Origin of the sequence: Pseudomonas sp. YQ_6, from assembly GCF_043103245.1 — a bacterium.
Lineage (GTDB): Bacteria > Pseudomonadota > Gammaproteobacteria > Pseudomonadales > Pseudomonadaceae > Aquipseudomonas > Aquipseudomonas alloputida.
Genome location: NZ_JBICJR010000026.1, coordinates 418,958 through 434,455, shown reverse-complemented (window position 1 = coordinate 434,455; position 15,498 = coordinate 418,958). Strand labels below are relative to the sequence as shown.

Sequence of the window (15,498 nt, the reverse complement as noted above, 5' to 3'; positions counted from 1 at the left end):
GGAGATTGGCCAGCAGGGCCGGCCCATTCGCGGGTAAACCCGCTCCTACGACGGCCTGTGCATGTGTAGGAGCGGGTTTTACCCGCGAAGAGGCCCGACCGGGCGACCGCTCGTTCAGATCACAGCCTGAACCGCCCAACCAACCCTTGCAAATGGGTACCCAACCGCGCCAGTTCTATGCTGGAGCTGGCGGTCTCCTCACTGGCCGCCGAGGTCTGGTCGGAAATATCACGCACATTCATCACGCTGCGGTTGATCTCCTCGGCCACCGCCGTCTGCTCCTCGGCCGCCGTGGCAATCTGCTGGTTCATCGCCTGGATCGACGACACCGTGCGGGTGATGGTTTCCAGCGAGCTGCCGGCGCGGCGGGTCAGCTCGACGCTGCTGTCGGTCAGTTGGCGGCTGTTGTCCATCACGCTGGCCACCCGTTGGGTGCCGCTTTGCAGGCCGGCAATCAACTCTTCGATCTCTTCGGTCGACTGCTGTGTGCGTTGGGCCAAGCTGCGCACTTCGTCGGCAACCACGGCAAAGCCACGCCCGGCCTCACCGGCGCGGGCGGCTTCGATTGCCGCGTTGAGGGCCAGAAGGTTGGTTTGCTGGGCCACCGATTTGATTACGTCGAGTACGCTGCCGATCTTGTCGCTTTCGGCCTTGAGCAGGTTCATCGCTTCGCTGGAGTTGACCACTTCGCTGGCCAGGCGCTCGATCTGTGCCACTGCCTCGCCCACCACGCGATCACCCTCGCGGGCCTGCTGGTCGGCCATCAAGGCGGCTTCCGAAGCCTGTTCGGCATTGCGTGCCACTTCGTGCACGGTGGCAGTCATCTGGTTCATCGCAGTCGCCACCTGGTCGGTTTCGACCTTCTGGTTGTTGACCCCGGCGCTGGTCTGTTCTGTCACCGCCGACAGCTCCTCGGCAGCGCTGGCGATCTGCGTGACGCCGTCGCCAATGCCGCCGATCAGTTCACGCAAACCTTGGGTCATGCGATGCATGCTGGCCTGCAATTGGCCCAATTCGTCGCGGCGTTGTACCTGCAGGCTCTGGGTCAGGTCTCCACTGGCCACTCGCTCTGCGGCGCGCAGTGTTTGGCGCAGCGGGATGATGATTTGCCGGGTAATGGCCCAGGCGGCCAGCAGGCCAAGGGCCAGTGCCAGCACGGTGGCAGCTGTGAGCAGTGTTTTGGCCTGCGCGGCAGCGGCATCGCGCACCTCGGTTTGCGAGGTGGTCATCATCTGGCTGGCCTGCAGCAGTACAGTGCCTTGTTCAACCATGCGTTGCAGCGCTTGCTCGCTGGCCAACTGGGCATTGCCGAACTGGGTCACCGCATCGCGGTAGCCGCCCATGGCCGTGGCGGCATCATCCAGGCTGGCAGCATGTTCGGCTGGCACTTTGGCCGGCAGTGCACGCAGCTCGGCCAAGGCCTGGTCGATGGCTTTTAGTGCCGTTTGCTGGTAATCGGCATTGCCGCTGTAGGTGTAGCCACGCACCTGGAAACGCGCTTGTTGCAGCAGGGCGCTGACGTCCACCGCGTACTGGTACTGGTTGATGTTTGCGCCTTGCAGCAGGCTACGCTGTACGTGGCCTATCAACTCCACGGCTTTATCGGCGCTGCTCCCCAGTACATCACGGCTGGCTTCGCGGCGTTGGTCGGCTTGCTTAAGCTCGTTGAATGCCTGCTGGTAGGTGCGCACTGCCTCGCGTTGCTGTTCGAGGCGTTGGCGGTCGGCGGGCTGTTCGATCTGGCCAAGCATCAGCTGCACCTGGCGGTCAAGGTTGCTCAGGGCTTTTTCCAGTTCTGCCAGCGAAGCGTCGTCGCGGCGGCGATCATACTGCTGGCGGGCGATGCGCAATTCCTGGGTGTATTGCTGGATGACAGAGATGTTTCCCAGTTTGTCGCCACGGTCGATGATGCTGTCCATGCCGTGCCAGCCGGTCAGGGTAATCGCCAAGGTCAACAGCAGCACCAGGCCGAAACCCAGCCCCAGTTTGCGATTGACGCTCACATTGCCCAGCGATTGGGCTAACCATTGATACATGTTCGACTCCCCGGCGGCTTGGCAGCACAAATAATTGTATTGTTGCCAAGGCCATCGGCCCGTGAGAGGGAAACTTGATGGGCGAAGAAGGGGTGTTTGTGTCAGAAAATACGCGAAAGCAGCGCGGTGACGGCGGTCTCCACCCGCAAGATGCGATCACCCAGCTGTACCGGCGCCAGGCCTGCCTTGCCCAGCAGGTCGATCTCGTAGGGGATCCAGCCACCCTCGGGGCCAATTGCCAGGGTAACGGCTTGTTCTACGGCGCGCGGACAGGCTGGGTAAGGGCCGGGGTGGCCGACCAGGCCTAGGGTGCCAGCGGCGATGGTGGGCAGGCGGTCTTCGACAAAAGGCTTGAAGCGCTTTTCGATGATCACCTCGGGCAGCACGGTGTCGCGCGCCTGTTCCAGGCCCAGGATCAGGTTCTCGCGAATGGTGTCGGGCTGCAGAAAGGGCGTTTGCCAGAAGCTTTTCTCGACCTTGTAGCTGTTCAGCAGGATCAGCCGCGGCACGCCCAGCGTGGCCACGGTCTGGAACAGCCGTCGCAGCATTTTTGGCCGAGGCACCGCCAGCACCAGGGTCAGCGGCAGCTTGGCCGGTGGCTGCTGGTCGAAGGCCACTTCAAGTTCGGCTTCGTGCTTTTCCAGGCGCAGCACCGTGGCCCTGCCCATCAGGCCGTTGATACGGCCCACGCGCAGGTTGTCGCCCACTGCCACGCGGTGGATTTCCTGCATATGGGTGAAGCGCCGATCAGCAAGAACGACGCGGTTGGCCGAGACGAAGTCGGCCTCTTCAAGAAGCAACAGGTTCACGGTTGGGTCGCTGGTGGCTGGTCGTTATGGTCGTCGGCGGTTTCGTCGTGGGCGCTGCGCTTGCGGATCAGGCTGCCGCACAGCACGCCGATCTCGAACAGCAGCCACATGGGCACGGCCAGCAGGGTCTGGGAGAAGATGTCCGGTGGGGTGAGGACCATGCCGACCACGAAGCAGCCGATGATCACATACGGGCGGACTTTCTTCAGATACTTCACGTCGACCACGCCGATCCACACCAGCAGCACCACCGCCACTGGGATTTCGAAGGCCACGCCAAAGGCGAAGAACAGCGTCATCACGAAGTCGAGGTAGCTTGCGATGTCGGTCATCATCGAAACGCCTTCTGGTGTAGCGCTGGCGAAGAAACCGAAGATCAGCGGGAATACCAGGAAATAGGCGAAGGCCATGCCGGCATAGAACAAGAAGATGCTCGACACCAACAGTGGAATGGCGATGCGCTTTTCATGGCGGTACAGCCCTGGCGCGATAAAACCCCAGATCTGCTGAAGGATGAACGGGATGGCCAGGAACAGCGAGACGATCATGGTCAGCTTGAACGGCGTGAGGAACGGCGAGGCCACATCGGTGGCGATCATCGTTGCATTGGCCGGCAAGTGCTCGCGCAGTGGCGCGGAAACCAGTGTGTAGATCTGCTGGGCGAAGGAGAACAGCCCGGCAAAGATCAGGAAAATGACGGCAACGCAGCGCAGCAGGCGGGTGCGCAGTTCGGTCAGGTGCGAAACCAGCGGCATTGGCTGGTCGTGTTCCGGGTTCTCGCTCATGGGGCTCGCGGCGGTTGAGGCGGTTGAGGCGGTTCAGACGGTGCGGCCGGGGCAGCGGGTGCTTCGACCGGCTTGGCTTCGAGCCCGGCAGGTGGCTGCACGCTGGCCGTGGTGACCGGCGGCTGCGCGGGTGGCGTCATTGGGTTGAGGATACGCTTGGCTTCCTCTTCCATCTGCAGGATGTGCTCGTTATGCAGTTGGCGGCGGATGTCGTCGGCGCCTATTTCGCGCTCCACTTCCATCTTGATGCTGTTGAAGCTGCGTTTGAGCCGGCCGATCCACAGCCCTGCCGTGCGCGCGGCACCCGGCAGGCGCTCGGGGCCGAGCACCAGCAGGGCGACCAGGCCGACGAGCAGCAGCTCGCTGAAACTCATGCCGAACATGGGTCAGTCTTTCCGCTGCGGCTCTTGGACCGGGTGGGCCTGGCCTTCGATGGTGTGGCCTTGCTGCGGCTGCGCGGTGTTTTGCACCGGTGGCACAGGCTGCGCAGGCGGCGGAGTCTGCTCGGCCGGCTTGGTCTCTTCTTCGTTCATGGCCTTGCGGAAGCCCTTGATCGACTCGCCCAGGTCGCTGCCGAAGTTCTTCAGCTTCTTGGTGCCGAACACCAGGACCACGACGACCAGCAGGACGATCCAGTGTTTCCAGTCAAAGATACCCATTTCGTACTCCTGAAAATTGTGTGTACAGCATATCGATGTGGCAACCCGGCGCCTGTGGGAGCGGGCGTCCCCGATAAAACATCAGGCAGATGGCTGGCGTGCGGCCTTTTCATCATGCCCGGAAAGCCCGAAGCGGCGTTCCAGTTCATCCAGCACGGCTTGCGGATGCTGGCCCAGCGCGCTGAGCATCACCAGGCTATGAAACCACAGGTCGGCGGTTTCGTAGATGACATCGCTGTAATCCTTGCTGATCTGGGCATCCTTGGCCGCAATGATCGTTTCGACCGACTCTTCGCCGAGTTTTTCAAGGATCTTGTTCAGGCCCTTGTGGTACAGGCTGGCCACGTAAGAGCTGTCAGGCGCCGCTTGCTTGCGTTCTTCAAGCACTTCGGCCAGGCGGTTGAGGGTGTCGCTCATGTCAGTGTCCTGCGCTGTAGATAGCATCCGGGTCCTTCAGAACCGGGTCGACGATTTTCCACTGGCCGTCTTCATAGACGCGGTAGAAGCAGCTTTCACGACCGGTATGGCAGGCGATATGGCCCAGTTGCTCGACCATCAGGATGATCACGTCGGCGTCACAGTCCAGGCGCAACTCATGCAGTTTTTGCACATGCCCGGATTCCTCGCCTTTGCGCCACAGCTTGCCACGCGAACGCGACCAGTAGATGGCACGCTGCTCGGCGGCGGTCAGGGCCAGCGATTCACGGTTCATCCAGGCCATCATCAGCACGCGTCCGGTCTTGTGGTCCTGGGCGATCGCCGGTACCAGGCCATCGCTGTTCCACTTGATCTCGTCCAGCCAGTCTTTCATCGTCGACTCCAAAGCGGGCCCGCTCCTGTGCCGGGCCCTTTGCGCTAGTGTGCCAGCCACAGGCGCGGCTGGCTATTGGCGCACGATCAGGTAAAGGCCCGCAGCCAGCATCAGCCAGGCGGGCCAGGCGGCCGGGGCGGCCAGGCTGGCGGTTTCGGCAGCGCCTGCGGCCAAGACTGCGCCACCGCCGAGCAGACCGGCGCCCAGCAGGCGCAGCGCCCAGCGGTCGCCCTGGCGGCGCCGTTCCGGCAATTGTGGATTGTGCAGGTGAGGCTGCGACAGGCGTTCGAGCAGGTCGCGGGTCATGCCAGCCAGGTGCGGCAGTTGCTCTACCTGACTGTGCAGGTTGCCGAACACGGCCTTGGGGCTATAGCGGTCGCGCATCCAGCGTTCGAGGTACGGCTTGGCGGTGCTCCACAGGTCCAGGTCGGGGTACAGCTGACGGCCCAGGCCTTCGATGTTGAGCAGGGTTTTCTGCAGCAATACCAGCTGTGGCTGCACTTCCATGTTGAAGCGCCGTGCAGTCTGGAACAGGCGCATCAGTACCTGCCCGAAGGAAATATCTTTTAACGGTTTCTCGAAGATCGGCTCGCAAACGGTGCGTATCGCTGCTTCGAACTCGTTGACCTTGGTGTTTGCCGGCACCCAGCCCGAGTCGATGTGCAACTGCGCCACGCGGCGGTAGTCACGCTTGAAGAAGGCAAACAGGTTGCGCGCCAGGTAGTCCTGGTCCTCGGCGGTGAGGCTGCCGACGATGCCGCAGTCGATGGCAATGTACTGCGGGCTCCACGGTTTGACCGTGCTGACGAAGATGTTGCCGGGGTGCATGTCGGCATGGAAGAAGCTGTCGCGGAACACCTGGGTGAAGAACACTTCCACGCCGCGCTCGGCCAGCAGCTTCATGTCGGTGCGCTGGTCGGCCAAGGTGGCCATGTCGGTCACCGGTACGCCGTAGATGCGCTCCATCACCAGCACCTTGGGGCGGCACAGATCCCAGTACACCTGGGGCACGTACATCAGCTCGGAGTCTTCGAAGTTGCGCCGCAGCTGGCTGGCGTTGGCAGCCTCGCGCAGCAGGTCGAGCTCGTCGTAGATGGTTTTTTCGTAATCGCCGACGATTTCCACCGGGTGCAGGCGACGGGCATCCGCCGAGGCGCGTTCGGCGGCCTTGGCGATCAGGAACAGCCAGGCCAGGTCTTGGGCGATGACCGGCTTCAGGCCCGGGCGCACCACCTTGACCACCACCTCTTCGCCGGTTTTAAGGCGTGCGGCGTGCACCTGGGCCACCGAGGCCGAGGCCAGTGGCTCGACGTCGAAGCGGCTGAACACCTCGCCGACCTTCGCACCGAGCTGTTCCTCAATCAAGGCCACGGCTTGTTTTGGGTCGAACGGTGGCACACGGTCCTGCAACAGCATCAACTCGTCGGCGATGTCGGGGGGCAGGAGATCGCGGCGGGTGGACAGCAGCTGGCCGAACTTGATGAAGATCGGCCCCAGGTCCTGCAGTGCCAGGCGCAGGCGCGCGCCACGGCTGAGTTCGGTGGGCTTGCGTGGCAGCCAGCGCCACGGCATCAACAGGCGCAGGCTGGCCAGCCACCAGGGCAGCAAGGGTTGGTCGAACAGCAGGTCATCGAGGCGGTAGCGGATCACCACACGCTGGATGCGAAAAAGACGTCGGACGGCGAGCAGCTTCATGCGTTATCGCTGGTATCAAGGGATCGGGACAGGCGCCTGAGGCGCGCTTCGAGGCGTTCTGTATCAAGCTTCAAGGCATCGAGCTCGCTGAAGGCGGCTTCGGCCTCGCGCTTGCCGACCAGGGTACGGGATTCTTCGGCCAGGTACTCGGACAGGTTCTGGCTGAAACGTGCCAGGCCTTGGCGAGTCCAGCGAGCGCGCAGGCGGATATGACCGGCCAGCATTGCCGTGGCGACCGGGCCAAGCCAGCGTTGCAGCTCGTGCTCCCAGTCCAGCTCCAGGTCCTGCAGCACACCGAACAGGTCGAGCAGTACGGCGCTGTCGCCGTGCAGTTCGACCTGCGGGCTGTGCAGCACGGCGGTCTTGTCCTTGGCCAGGGCCAGTTGCGCCAGGCTACCGGCGGGGGCGCGCAGGCTGCAGTCGACCTCGCCCTGCCAATGGGCGGCGAGCATCAGGCCCTGCTCATCGGGCAGGATGAACACCTGCAGGGCCGGTTGGCGGCAGTCGATTTCGATGACCTTGCCTTCCAGCGCGGCCAGCCGCGGCAGGGCCGTGCTGTCCAGGCGCAGGATGCGGTTCAGGCCATGTTCGACGCTGGCGAGCAGCCCGGCCAGCAACATCAGGGTTTGATTCCCCGGTGCACGGCAACGATGCCGCTGGTCATGTTGTGGTAGGTGACGCGGTCGAAACCGGCCTCGACCATCATGCTCTTCAGGGTTTCCTGGTCAGGGTGCATGCGGATCGACTCGGCCAGGTAACGGTAGCTCTCGGCGTCATTGGTGATCAGCTTGCCAGCCAGCGGCATGAAGGCGAACGAGTAGGCGTCGTAGGCCTTGGACATCAGCTTGTTGGTCGGCTTGGAGAACTCCAGGATCAACAGGCGGCCACCGGGCTTGAGCACGCGCAGCATCGAACGGATGGCGGCGTCCTTGTGGGTGACGTTGCGCAGGCCGAAAGCGATGGTCACGCAGTCGAAGTGGTTGTCCGGGAACGGCAGCTTTTCAGCGTCGGCCTGGACGAACTCGATGTTGCCGGCCACGCCACGGTCAAGCAGGCGGTCTCGGCCAACCTTGAGCATCGAATCGTTGATGTCGGCCAGCACCACTTGCCCGGTCGGCCCGACAAGACGGGAGAACTTGGCCGCCAGGTCACCGGTACCGCCGGCGATGTCCAGCACGCGGTTGCCGCTGCGCACGCCCGACAGCTCGATGGTAAAGCGCTTCCACAGGCGGTGCATGCCGCCGGAAAGCACGTCGTTCATCAGGTCGTATTTGGCTGCCACCGAGTGGAACACTTCGGCGACTTTCTTCGCTTTCTGGCTTTCAGGCACGTCCTGATAGCCGAAATGGGTGGTGGGTTCGGCGTGGTCGCCTTTGCGCTGGTCGTTCATATCGCTTCACCGAAAAAAATTACCGCCATTCTAGGGCGAACGGGCGGATTTGTCTTGGCGGGGTGTGCCAGTGGGCAGGGGCGGGCATAATGCTCATTATGTCTACATCTTCAGGAACGCCCGCATGACCCAGATCAGCGTCGAACGCAAACACTCCCTCGGCCGTGATGCCGCCCGCGCCAAGGCCGAAGCGCTGGTCGACAAGCTCAGCCGCGAGTACGACCTCAAGGCCACCTGGAACGGCGACCGCGTGGACGTTGCGCGCAGTGGCGCCAATGGCAGCGTGCACATTGGCGACGACAGCATCCGCGTCGAATTGAAGCTGGGCATGATGCTGTCGATGATGAGCGGCACCATCAAGGGTGAAATCGAGCGGGCGCTGGACAAGGCCCTGGCCTGAGCCGGCGCCGCTCTCTGGCTACTGCGGCGCGTCCGTCGGGAAAGGAATGATGCCAATTACCTGCTCTAGGTGCAGATCGCCGCGGTAGATCGCGATGCGCTCGTGTGCGTCTGCGGCCTGCTCGAGCATGGCCTTGCGGCCCCTTACGCCTGCATCCCAGAACTTGAGGTGGCCCTTGACGAAGTCATGCCCTCTCGCTTCGAGGCTGGGATAGTGAAAATGCGCCTCCCACAGTAACCGCTGTGGCGCTTGCACATCGCGAATCTCGTAGACGTCGAGGTAATCATTGGCGTGACGTAGCTGCCGGCGAATCACGGTCTGCCTGATCCGAATCCGCTTCTGCTCAGCCAGGAAGCGAAGGGCCTTGCCGTCGGGATGGCGGGTGTTCAGATACGCGTCGGTGAGCAGCCGAAGCCTTTCGTGATGGATGCGGTCTACCGCTGCCCGAAGGAGGTCGACCAAGCTGGAATCCAGTGGATTGTTCAGCGCGGTCAGTTGCTGCTGCACTTCGCGCATGTCACCTGCTGGCCATTCCAGAAAGTCGGCCAGGCTGTTGGGCTCATCGGCATAGTGCGCGGCGAAGGCAATTTTCCCATCCACCTCTGCCAGCAGGCGGTTCGCTCGTTGGCGCACCTGGGCCCGGTCACGTTGGGTGGGCCGCGCTTGCTCAGGCACGGCATGCCACACCCCGTCGCGTTGCGCGAAACTGCCCGCAGGCTCCTGGTTGAATGCACTGCGCTGGATGGCCCGGTTGCCCATTTGGTCGATTTCCACCAGCAGCGGTCGACCTCGGTCAACACGGATGACCCGGCGCCTGATCGTTGCGGGGCGATGATAGGACGCTGGCGAGGGGGGACTGATGCCGCTGTCGAGGTTGGTCAAGGTCGCGCTCAGTTGCTGCTCCGTGATCTGGGTAATGGTGGACAGTTCGCGTATGTATTCGTCCAGCACGTCAGCGACCAGCGCAGGCGAGTCCAGTGTCCTCATGTATTGGGCGCGATCCAGCACGGTACGGTATTTCTGAAGGATATCCTCAAGCAGTTCGGCTTTGACCTGGGCCGTCTCTTCGGTGGCTGCCAGCCCGTCGTGGCTCCAAACCGTTCGGCTAAATTCGATGCCGCTGAGCGGCGCGCGCATCGCAAGCAAATGCTCGGCCGTGTCCGCAGAGAGCCGGGTCTTGTCCACGGCGAGGTAGGCCAGGTCACTGAGTAGCTGGGCCCGAATGACCAGTGTCGAATACGTCCTGCGTCGAATGGTCTGGGCGAGTTTCGTGGCTTTATTGGGAAAATCGATCTTGGGGTCCTGCAGTGCTTCCGCCAGGGTCCGGTCCAGCCGCTGGCTGACGACAAGCAGGCGGCGGCTGGCGTGGCTAGAATCGCGGACCCGTTCGCGATAATCGAGGTATTGCTGTATCTGCTCGGCAGTCTCTGGAACGCGGGGCAGCCCGATGGACTGTGCGCTCAGTGCCTGGTGGTCGACCTGTTCCAGCAAGCGGCGGCACAGCAGCATATCGTTTTCGATGGCTGCACCGTACCAATTGCCGTATCGGCGTCGACTCGGGGCACGGGTGTCGAATTTGCTGAATCGTGGTTCGGCCATCTCCTTGAATACTTCGATATTCCCATGCAGTAGCGTGCTCTGCCGTTCCAGGTAGAGTGCGGATGCCCTGATTTCCGGCAAGTGGCGCAGGCGCTGGGCTTTGAGTGCCTGCTTCTGAAGCTGCAATGCTGGCGGCGGTGTAGCACGCTCATGTGCAGGTAGTGCATCGACAGCCAGGCTGTATTCCAGAGCGAGGTCGTCATAAGCCTGCAGTTGTACTTGGCTGCGTTCCATAAGTGGCGCCATCTGATTCAGCTCTTGTTGGTTCGCCGCGGCGGTTGTAGTCAACGTGTCGAACCGCTGGCGGTTTTCAGCGTTGATGGATTGCCTGTTCCTTGGCATGCCGCCAGAGAGTTTCAGATTCAAAGTCCATTGGCCATTCCAGCGCGTCAACCAAGGGCCTTTTTGGCGTTCACGACCAACGATATGGTAGCCGTCCCGGGCGCCATCCCATTGGGACACCCATTCGCTGCTGCTCGGCTCGGGGCCGATGATCTGCATGCCGTTCCAGGTCTCGATGACTTCATAGGCGCCATCGCCCAGTTTGACGTAGTAACGGCCGGCGATATTGAACAACCCACGCAAACGGCCACTTGCCAGTGGTGCGTGCCCTTCCAGTGGCTGCAAGGCTTGCAGCTGTGCCAGTGACTGGCGCTCCTGTACTGACAGGTTGCTCAGGCGCTGCTCGTCATGCCAGCCATCTACACGCGCGCGCGTGGGCTGCTGCGCCTCGACGGGGGCCTGCCACGGTTTCTCCTGTGGCTGCTCGAGCGCTGGGGGCGGGGATTCTTCCTTCGGCGCAGGGCCTGAAAAACGCAACGTAACGGCCGCTTCGCTGTTGGCAGGTGGCGTTGCGGGGCGGTGGGCAAGGAGCAAGGCCATGTTGGTGAGCAGGTCTATGGCGGCGACGATCTTATCGTCACCGCTGCGCTTGATCAGCGCCTCCACGTCTTCCCTGGCCGCCGACAGCGCCACGACCAGCCATACCAGGGTGGTCATCGGGCCATGCCAAAGCTGGGTGACGGTATTGAAGATCGCCCAGGCAGCCTCCTTCACCAAAGCCCGCACTTCCTGGGCATTGGAGACGCTGTTGCTGGCTGAGGCCAATAACATGGTCTCGATGCGGGCATTGAACAGGTGAGTGTCCAGATCATCCGTCCAGGCCTGGAACGAGGCCTGGACCGGGCGTATTAGTCGTTGCAAAAGACCGTCCAGCAGCTCGACCGGCACATTGAGCAGGTGCGTCAGCGTGGTAATGTTCGGGTGCAGGTGCGGGTGCTTGAACCCGTCGTTCTGGTAAATCGGACGCGCGTCATCGTCGAGCCAGGCCAATACGCTCTCTTGCAGTTCGCCCCTGCGGCGGATTGCGTCCATCAGCAATTCGAGGGTCGGAAACTCCTGCAACGCCCTGTCGACATAGAAGGGGCGGTACAAGACCCAGCTGCCGCTTGCCGGTATTTCGATAATGAACATCCCGTGCGCCACATCGCTTGCCGAAGCGCCAGGTGCGCAAAGAAACGCCAGGGGGGCGATGCGCAGAAGGTCCGCGCCATTGTCCATGCCCTGGCAGAACCTTAGCATTGCCTGGCTTGCCGTTTCGCTAAGCTGACGCTCGATCTTGGCCTTCAGGGTGCTGAAGCGAAGGGCGTAACGCCACTCCCTGGCATGTTGCCTGATTCGTTGGGACCTGCGCGGTTCGGCTCTTACTTGATCTTGCAGGTAAGTGGCGTAGTGACCGCCGATATCGACCTGATGAATCAGCGCCCTGATCTGCTCGATGCTTAGCCAGTCCTTCACGGGCGAGCCATCCTCGAAACTGAGCCCGGTCATCACCTCGCCAGCCTCAAGGCGCAGGCGGGAGATCGCCAGGTCGGTCAGGGATACCGTGTGCAGGAACAGGGATTGCCCTTGCGTGCCAGGGCCGATGATGGCCTGGGAGATGCGGATGTGCACTTTGTCCGGGTCGTGTACCGCCTTGTCTGGATGGCTGGCCTGCAGTTGCTCGCGCAAACGGCGAGCGGCGTAGCGACGGATATCTTCGACATCCGCCAGCGATGTCGAGCCGTTCGACTGACCTTGGTTCGCCGCCAGGTCGAGCAGTGCGGTGTGATAGGCGTAGCGGTCCTCAGCGCTGGCATTGAGCAGCCATCGCGGCGGGCTGACAGCGGGTGCGGTTCGTTCCTGCGAAGGCAGGTCGAAGAAGTAAGCTGACGGGTCGCTCACCTGGCGCAGTTGTCGCTCTAGCTCGTCGACGGTTGCCAGGCCACCAAGACGCAGGTGTCCGATGTCGTCAAGGATATCGTTCAGCAGTTGCCTGGCCTGGAAGGCGAAAGGGCGTCCGATCACCGGTGTGTGCGCCCAGGACAACGCTTCGAAGCGATAGCGTTGCGCTAGCTGCCGTTGCAGCGCAGTGGCAAAGCTGGGCAGGTCGACATGGCGACGAACCGAACCGCAGGGCTTGCATTGCAGAACCAGGTTGCGGGTGCCACTTGTAGTGATGAGCAACAGATCCGGTAGGGTGACGGTGCGTGCCTCGCCATCCGTTCCGAGCGTGACTTGTATCGCCTCGACAGCCAGGCTGTCGAATACCCCGTCGAGCAGGGCGTACATTGCAGCTTTTTCATCATCTGCAAGGCCTTGACGAGGGAGGTTCTCGAGTAATGCGGCCTTGATGGTGTGTTCCAGCCAGAGCATGCGCGAGACTTGGCTGTCTTCGTCGAGTCCGTTCCAGAAGCCGATCTGGGCTTGCTGGAAGGCGGGTATCAACGCGCCAAGCACTGTATCGAAGTCATCGTTGAGCTTCGTCAGGTCCGGGATGATTTCGGGTTGGCGGATGTTGTCCTGGCCTTGCTCCTGAATTTTAAACACATGGGGCGGGCTGATGCTCAGCTTGTCTGCGGCGCTTGGTTGCGCACGTTCCTTGGCCAGAAAATGCCTGAGAAGCTCGTCCAGCAACCCGCTCTGACGTGGGAGATCACCTGTGCTGGCCGGTGCATGCAGGATGACGAAAGGATCGAGCGATGTGATGTGAGGGTGGTTGCGGTGCAACCATGGATACCGGTCGTTGAAAATCTGGAATGCTTCTTTTGATAAAACGTCCCGCACGCTGGGTCGTTTGGAGAAACAGGCTGCCACGCTTTGCTTGAACGTCAGCCTGGGTGGGTTTGCTACAGCAGTCATGGCGTCGATGTCCGTGAGGTGAAGCCTGCGACGCTAGCGCGATGGTCAACGGGGCTTGCGGTATATAGATGCGACAACGACGACCTTAGGGTGAGGTTTCTAATTTTCTTCCCTACCTTATGCTCAAGCCCAGCCTCAATGGGCGGTTTTCCACCACTCATGAGCATGAGGTACACAGCATGGCCAAAGTGATTGTGAAGAAAAAAGACGAAGCCCTGGGCACGCTTGGCGAGGTGCGCGGCTATGCGCGCAAGATCTGGCTGGCCGGTATCGGCGCCTACGCCCGCGTTGGTCAGGAAGGCTCTGACTACTTCAAAGAGCTGGTCAGGGCGGGTGAAGGTGTCGAGACGCGCGGCAAGAAACGCATCGACAAAGAGCTCGATGCCGCCAACCACCAGCTTGACGAAGTCGGTGAAGAAGTGAGCCGCGTACGCGGCAAGGTAGAAATTCAACTCGACAAGATCGAAAAAGCTTTCGACGCACGGGTCGGTCGCGCCTTGAATCGCCTGGGTATTCCGTCTAAACATGACGTTGAGGCGTTGTCGATCAAGCTTGAACAGTTGCATGAGCTGCTTGAGCGCGTCGCGCACAAACCATAAGGAGAGCAGGATGGCTGGCAAGAAGAACACCGAAAAAGAAGGCAGCTCCTGGGTCGGCGGGATCGAGAAATACTCCCGCAAGATCTGGCTGGCGGGGCTGGGTATCTATTCGAAGATCGACCAGGACGGCCCGAAGCTGTTCGACTCGCTGGTGAAGGATGGCGAGAAGGCCGAGAAGCAGGCGAAAAAGACGGCTGAAGATGTTGCCGAGACTGCCAAGTCTTCGACCACTTCGCGGGTGTCAGGCGTGAAGGACCGTGCGCTGGGCAAGTGGAGCGAACTTGAAGAAGCCTTCGACAAGCGCCTTAACAGCGCCATCTCGCGCCTTGGCGTGCCGAGCCGCAACGAGATCAAGGCACTGCACCAGCAGGTGGACAGCCTGACCAAGCAGATCGAGAAGCTGACCGGTGCTTCGGTTACGCCGATTTCGTCGCGCGCTGCAGCAACCAAGCCGGCTGCAAGCAAGGCTGCGGCCAAGCCACTGGCCAAGGCAGCGGCAGCCAAGCCTGCGGCAAAAACGGCAGCGGCGAAACCCGCAGCCAAAACCGCAGCGGCAAAACCTGCAGCCAAGCCTGCAGCAGCCAAGCCTGCAGCAGCCAAGCCTGCGGCGAAGCCGGCAGCGGCCAAGAAACCTGCGGTGAAGAAGGCTCCGGCCAAACCGGCAGCCGCCAAGCCAGCCGCCCCAGCGGCCAGCGCTGCGCCTGCTGCGACCACAGCACCGGCACCTGCCGCCACCCCGGCCGGCAGCACGCCATCGGCACCTACCGGCACCGGTACCCTGATCTGATACCGCGTTGCCCTCTTCGCGGGCTCGCCCGCTCCCACAGGTACAGCGCAGATCCGAAAATCAGCGCAGACCCTGTGGGAGCGGGCATGCCCGCGAAGGCCCCACCACGGATCTGCTCGGCCTAGCTCTCCAGGTACTTCACTGCCAGCTGCTCCGCCGCCGCCCGGGCCTGAGCCTGCAGATGCGGGGCCACCAGCATCATCACCTGGTACACCACGATCCCCACATCCCCCTCGCGCCCCAGCACACGCTGGTAATCCAGCGAGAACATCAGCGTCAGTGTGATCTGCTCAACCAGTTGCCCCAGCGCCTGGGTATCACTCTCCACCAGCCCTTGGCTCTTGAGGCTGGCCAACAGCGCCGCCAGCGTGCGTTTGATTGCATTGATCAGGCTGCGCATGCCTCGGGCGAGCTTGGGCAGGCGCCCGGTCAGGTTGGACAGGTCCTGGAACAGGAAGCGGTACTGAGCCATGCGCTCGACGATCAAGTGCAGAAACAGCCAGTAATCCTCTGCGTCCAGCCGCACCTCCAGCGGCGGGTCCAGCAACGGCATCAACGCTTCTTCAAAACGCTCGAACAAGCCCAGTACCAAGGGCTCCTTGCCATGGAAGTGGTAGTACAGGTTGCCTGGGCTGATGCCGAGTTCGTTGGCAATTTCCAGGGTGGATACGTTGGGTTCGCCCTGCTGGTTGAACAACTGCAGGGCGCATTCAAGGATACGGTCGCGGGTTTTCATCCAGTCAGCAGC

Annotated in this window: 15 protein-coding genes and 1 pseudogene; 3 read left to right on the top strand and 13 right to left on the bottom strand. The window is 62.0% G+C overall.

Translation table 11 applies throughout. The features are described 5' to 3' along the window. Nucleotides 1–119 precede the first annotated feature (119 nt). From ACF8FG_RS08215 to ubiE, 11 genes and pseudogenes are all read right to left on the bottom strand, one after another. Nucleotides 120–833 carry a methyl-accepting chemotaxis protein gene (locus tag ACF8FG_RS08215; protein WP_371924162.1) on the bottom strand — a complete coding sequence of 238 codons (714 nt, stop codon included), beginning with the start codon at nt 831–833 and terminating at the stop codon, nt 120–122. 141 nt (nt 834–974) lie between these two features. Further along, a pseudogene (locus tag ACF8FG_RS08210) lies at nt 975–1,919 on the bottom strand (methyl-accepting chemotaxis protein); the annotation flags it as partial. 218 nt (nt 1,920–2,137) lie between these two features. Further along, on the bottom strand, nt 2,138–2,845 hold the full coding sequence (locus tag ACF8FG_RS08205; protein ID WP_318079930.1) for a 16S rRNA (uracil(1498)-N(3))-methyltransferase: 708 nt from the start codon (nt 2,843–2,845) through the stop codon (nt 2,138–2,140). After that, a complete protein-coding gene (gene tatC / locus ACF8FG_RS08200) occupies nt 2,842–3,630 on the bottom strand; it encodes a twin-arginine translocase subunit TatC (RefSeq protein ID WP_010955577.1) in 789 nt (262 codons plus the stop codon). The genes ACF8FG_RS08205 and tatC overlap by 4 nt, the downstream gene beginning before the upstream one ends. Further along, nucleotides 3,627–4,013 (bottom strand): Sec-independent protein translocase protein TatB, encoded by a 387-nt coding sequence (tatB, locus tag ACF8FG_RS08195; RefSeq protein ID WP_014592672.1) that lies wholly within the window; start codon nt 4,011–4,013, stop codon nt 3,627–3,629. The genes tatC and tatB overlap by 4 nt, the downstream gene beginning before the upstream one ends. Nucleotides 4,014–4,016: 3 nt before the next feature. After that, nucleotides 4,017–4,289: a twin-arginine translocase TatA/TatE family subunit gene (locus ACF8FG_RS08190; RefSeq protein WP_010955575.1), complete on the bottom strand. Its 273-nt coding sequence runs from the start codon at nt 4,287–4,289 to the stop codon at nt 4,017–4,019. An 81-nt stretch (nt 4,290–4,370) separates the two neighbouring features. Beyond that, a complete protein-coding gene (locus ACF8FG_RS08185; RefSeq protein WP_003249283.1) occupies nt 4,371–4,706 on the bottom strand; it encodes a phosphoribosyl-ATP diphosphatase in 336 nt (111 codons plus the stop codon). A gap of 1 nt (nt 4,707) precedes the next feature. Continuing rightward, nucleotides 4,708–5,100, bottom strand: a complete 393-nt coding sequence (hisI, locus tag ACF8FG_RS08180; RefSeq protein ID WP_003249284.1) for a phosphoribosyl-AMP cyclohydrolase — start codon at nt 5,098–5,100, stop codon at nt 4,708–4,710. 72 nt (nt 5,101–5,172) lie between these two features. Further along, nucleotides 5,173–6,795, bottom strand: coding sequence for a ubiquinone biosynthesis regulatory protein kinase UbiB (gene ubiB / locus ACF8FG_RS08175; protein ID WP_014592670.1), 1,623 nt, complete (start codon nt 6,793–6,795; stop codon nt 5,173–5,175). Beyond that, nucleotides 6,792–7,415, bottom strand: coding sequence for an SCP2 domain-containing protein (locus tag ACF8FG_RS08170; RefSeq protein ID WP_014592669.1), 624 nt, complete (start codon nt 7,413–7,415; stop codon nt 6,792–6,794). The genes ubiB and ACF8FG_RS08170 overlap by 4 nt, the downstream gene beginning before the upstream one ends. Then, nucleotides 7,415–8,185 carry a bifunctional demethylmenaquinone methyltransferase/2-methoxy-6-polyprenyl-1,4-benzoquinol methylase UbiE gene (ubiE, locus tag ACF8FG_RS08165; protein ID WP_004576729.1) on the bottom strand — a complete coding sequence of 257 codons (771 nt, stop codon included), beginning with the start codon at nt 8,183–8,185 and terminating at the stop codon, nt 7,415–7,417. Before ubiE ends, ACF8FG_RS08170 begins: the two co-directional genes overlap by 1 nt. A 124-nt stretch (nt 8,186–8,309) precedes the next feature. Here ubiE and ACF8FG_RS08160 point away from each other — a divergent pair, with 124 nt between their 5' ends. Continuing rightward, the gene (locus ACF8FG_RS08160) at nt 8,310–8,585 is read left to right on the top strand and encodes a polyhydroxyalkanoic acid system family protein (protein ID WP_003249289.1); all 276 of its coding nucleotides are present in this window, start codon (nt 8,310–8,312) and stop codon (nt 8,583–8,585) included. An 18-nt stretch (nt 8,586–8,603) separates the two neighbouring features. Here ACF8FG_RS08160 and ACF8FG_RS08155 read toward each other — a convergent pair whose 3' ends face one another. Further along, the gene (locus ACF8FG_RS08155; protein WP_318077956.1) at nt 8,604–13,364 is read right to left on the bottom strand and encodes a DUF6543 domain-containing protein; all 4,761 of its coding nucleotides are present in this window, start codon (nt 13,362–13,364) and stop codon (nt 8,604–8,606) included. 179 nt (nt 13,365–13,543) lie between these two features. Between ACF8FG_RS08155 and ACF8FG_RS08150 the strand changes: the two genes are divergently transcribed. Continuing rightward, nucleotides 13,544–13,963, top strand: a complete 420-nt coding sequence (locus ACF8FG_RS08150) for a phasin family protein (RefSeq protein ID WP_014592667.1) — start codon at nt 13,544–13,546, stop codon at nt 13,961–13,963. A 10-nt stretch (nt 13,964–13,973) separates the two neighbouring features. Beyond that, a complete protein-coding gene (locus ACF8FG_RS08145; protein ID WP_019438717.1) occupies nt 13,974–14,750 on the top strand; it encodes a phasin family protein in 777 nt (258 codons plus the stop codon). 121 nt (nt 14,751–14,871) lie between these two features. On the opposite strand, the gene ACF8FG_RS08140 is transcribed toward ACF8FG_RS08145, so the two are convergent. Beyond that, a complete protein-coding gene (locus ACF8FG_RS08140) occupies nt 14,872–15,486 on the bottom strand; it encodes a TetR/AcrR family transcriptional regulator (protein WP_019437385.1) in 615 nt (204 codons plus the stop codon). Nucleotides 15,487–15,498: the final 12 nt, after the last annotated feature.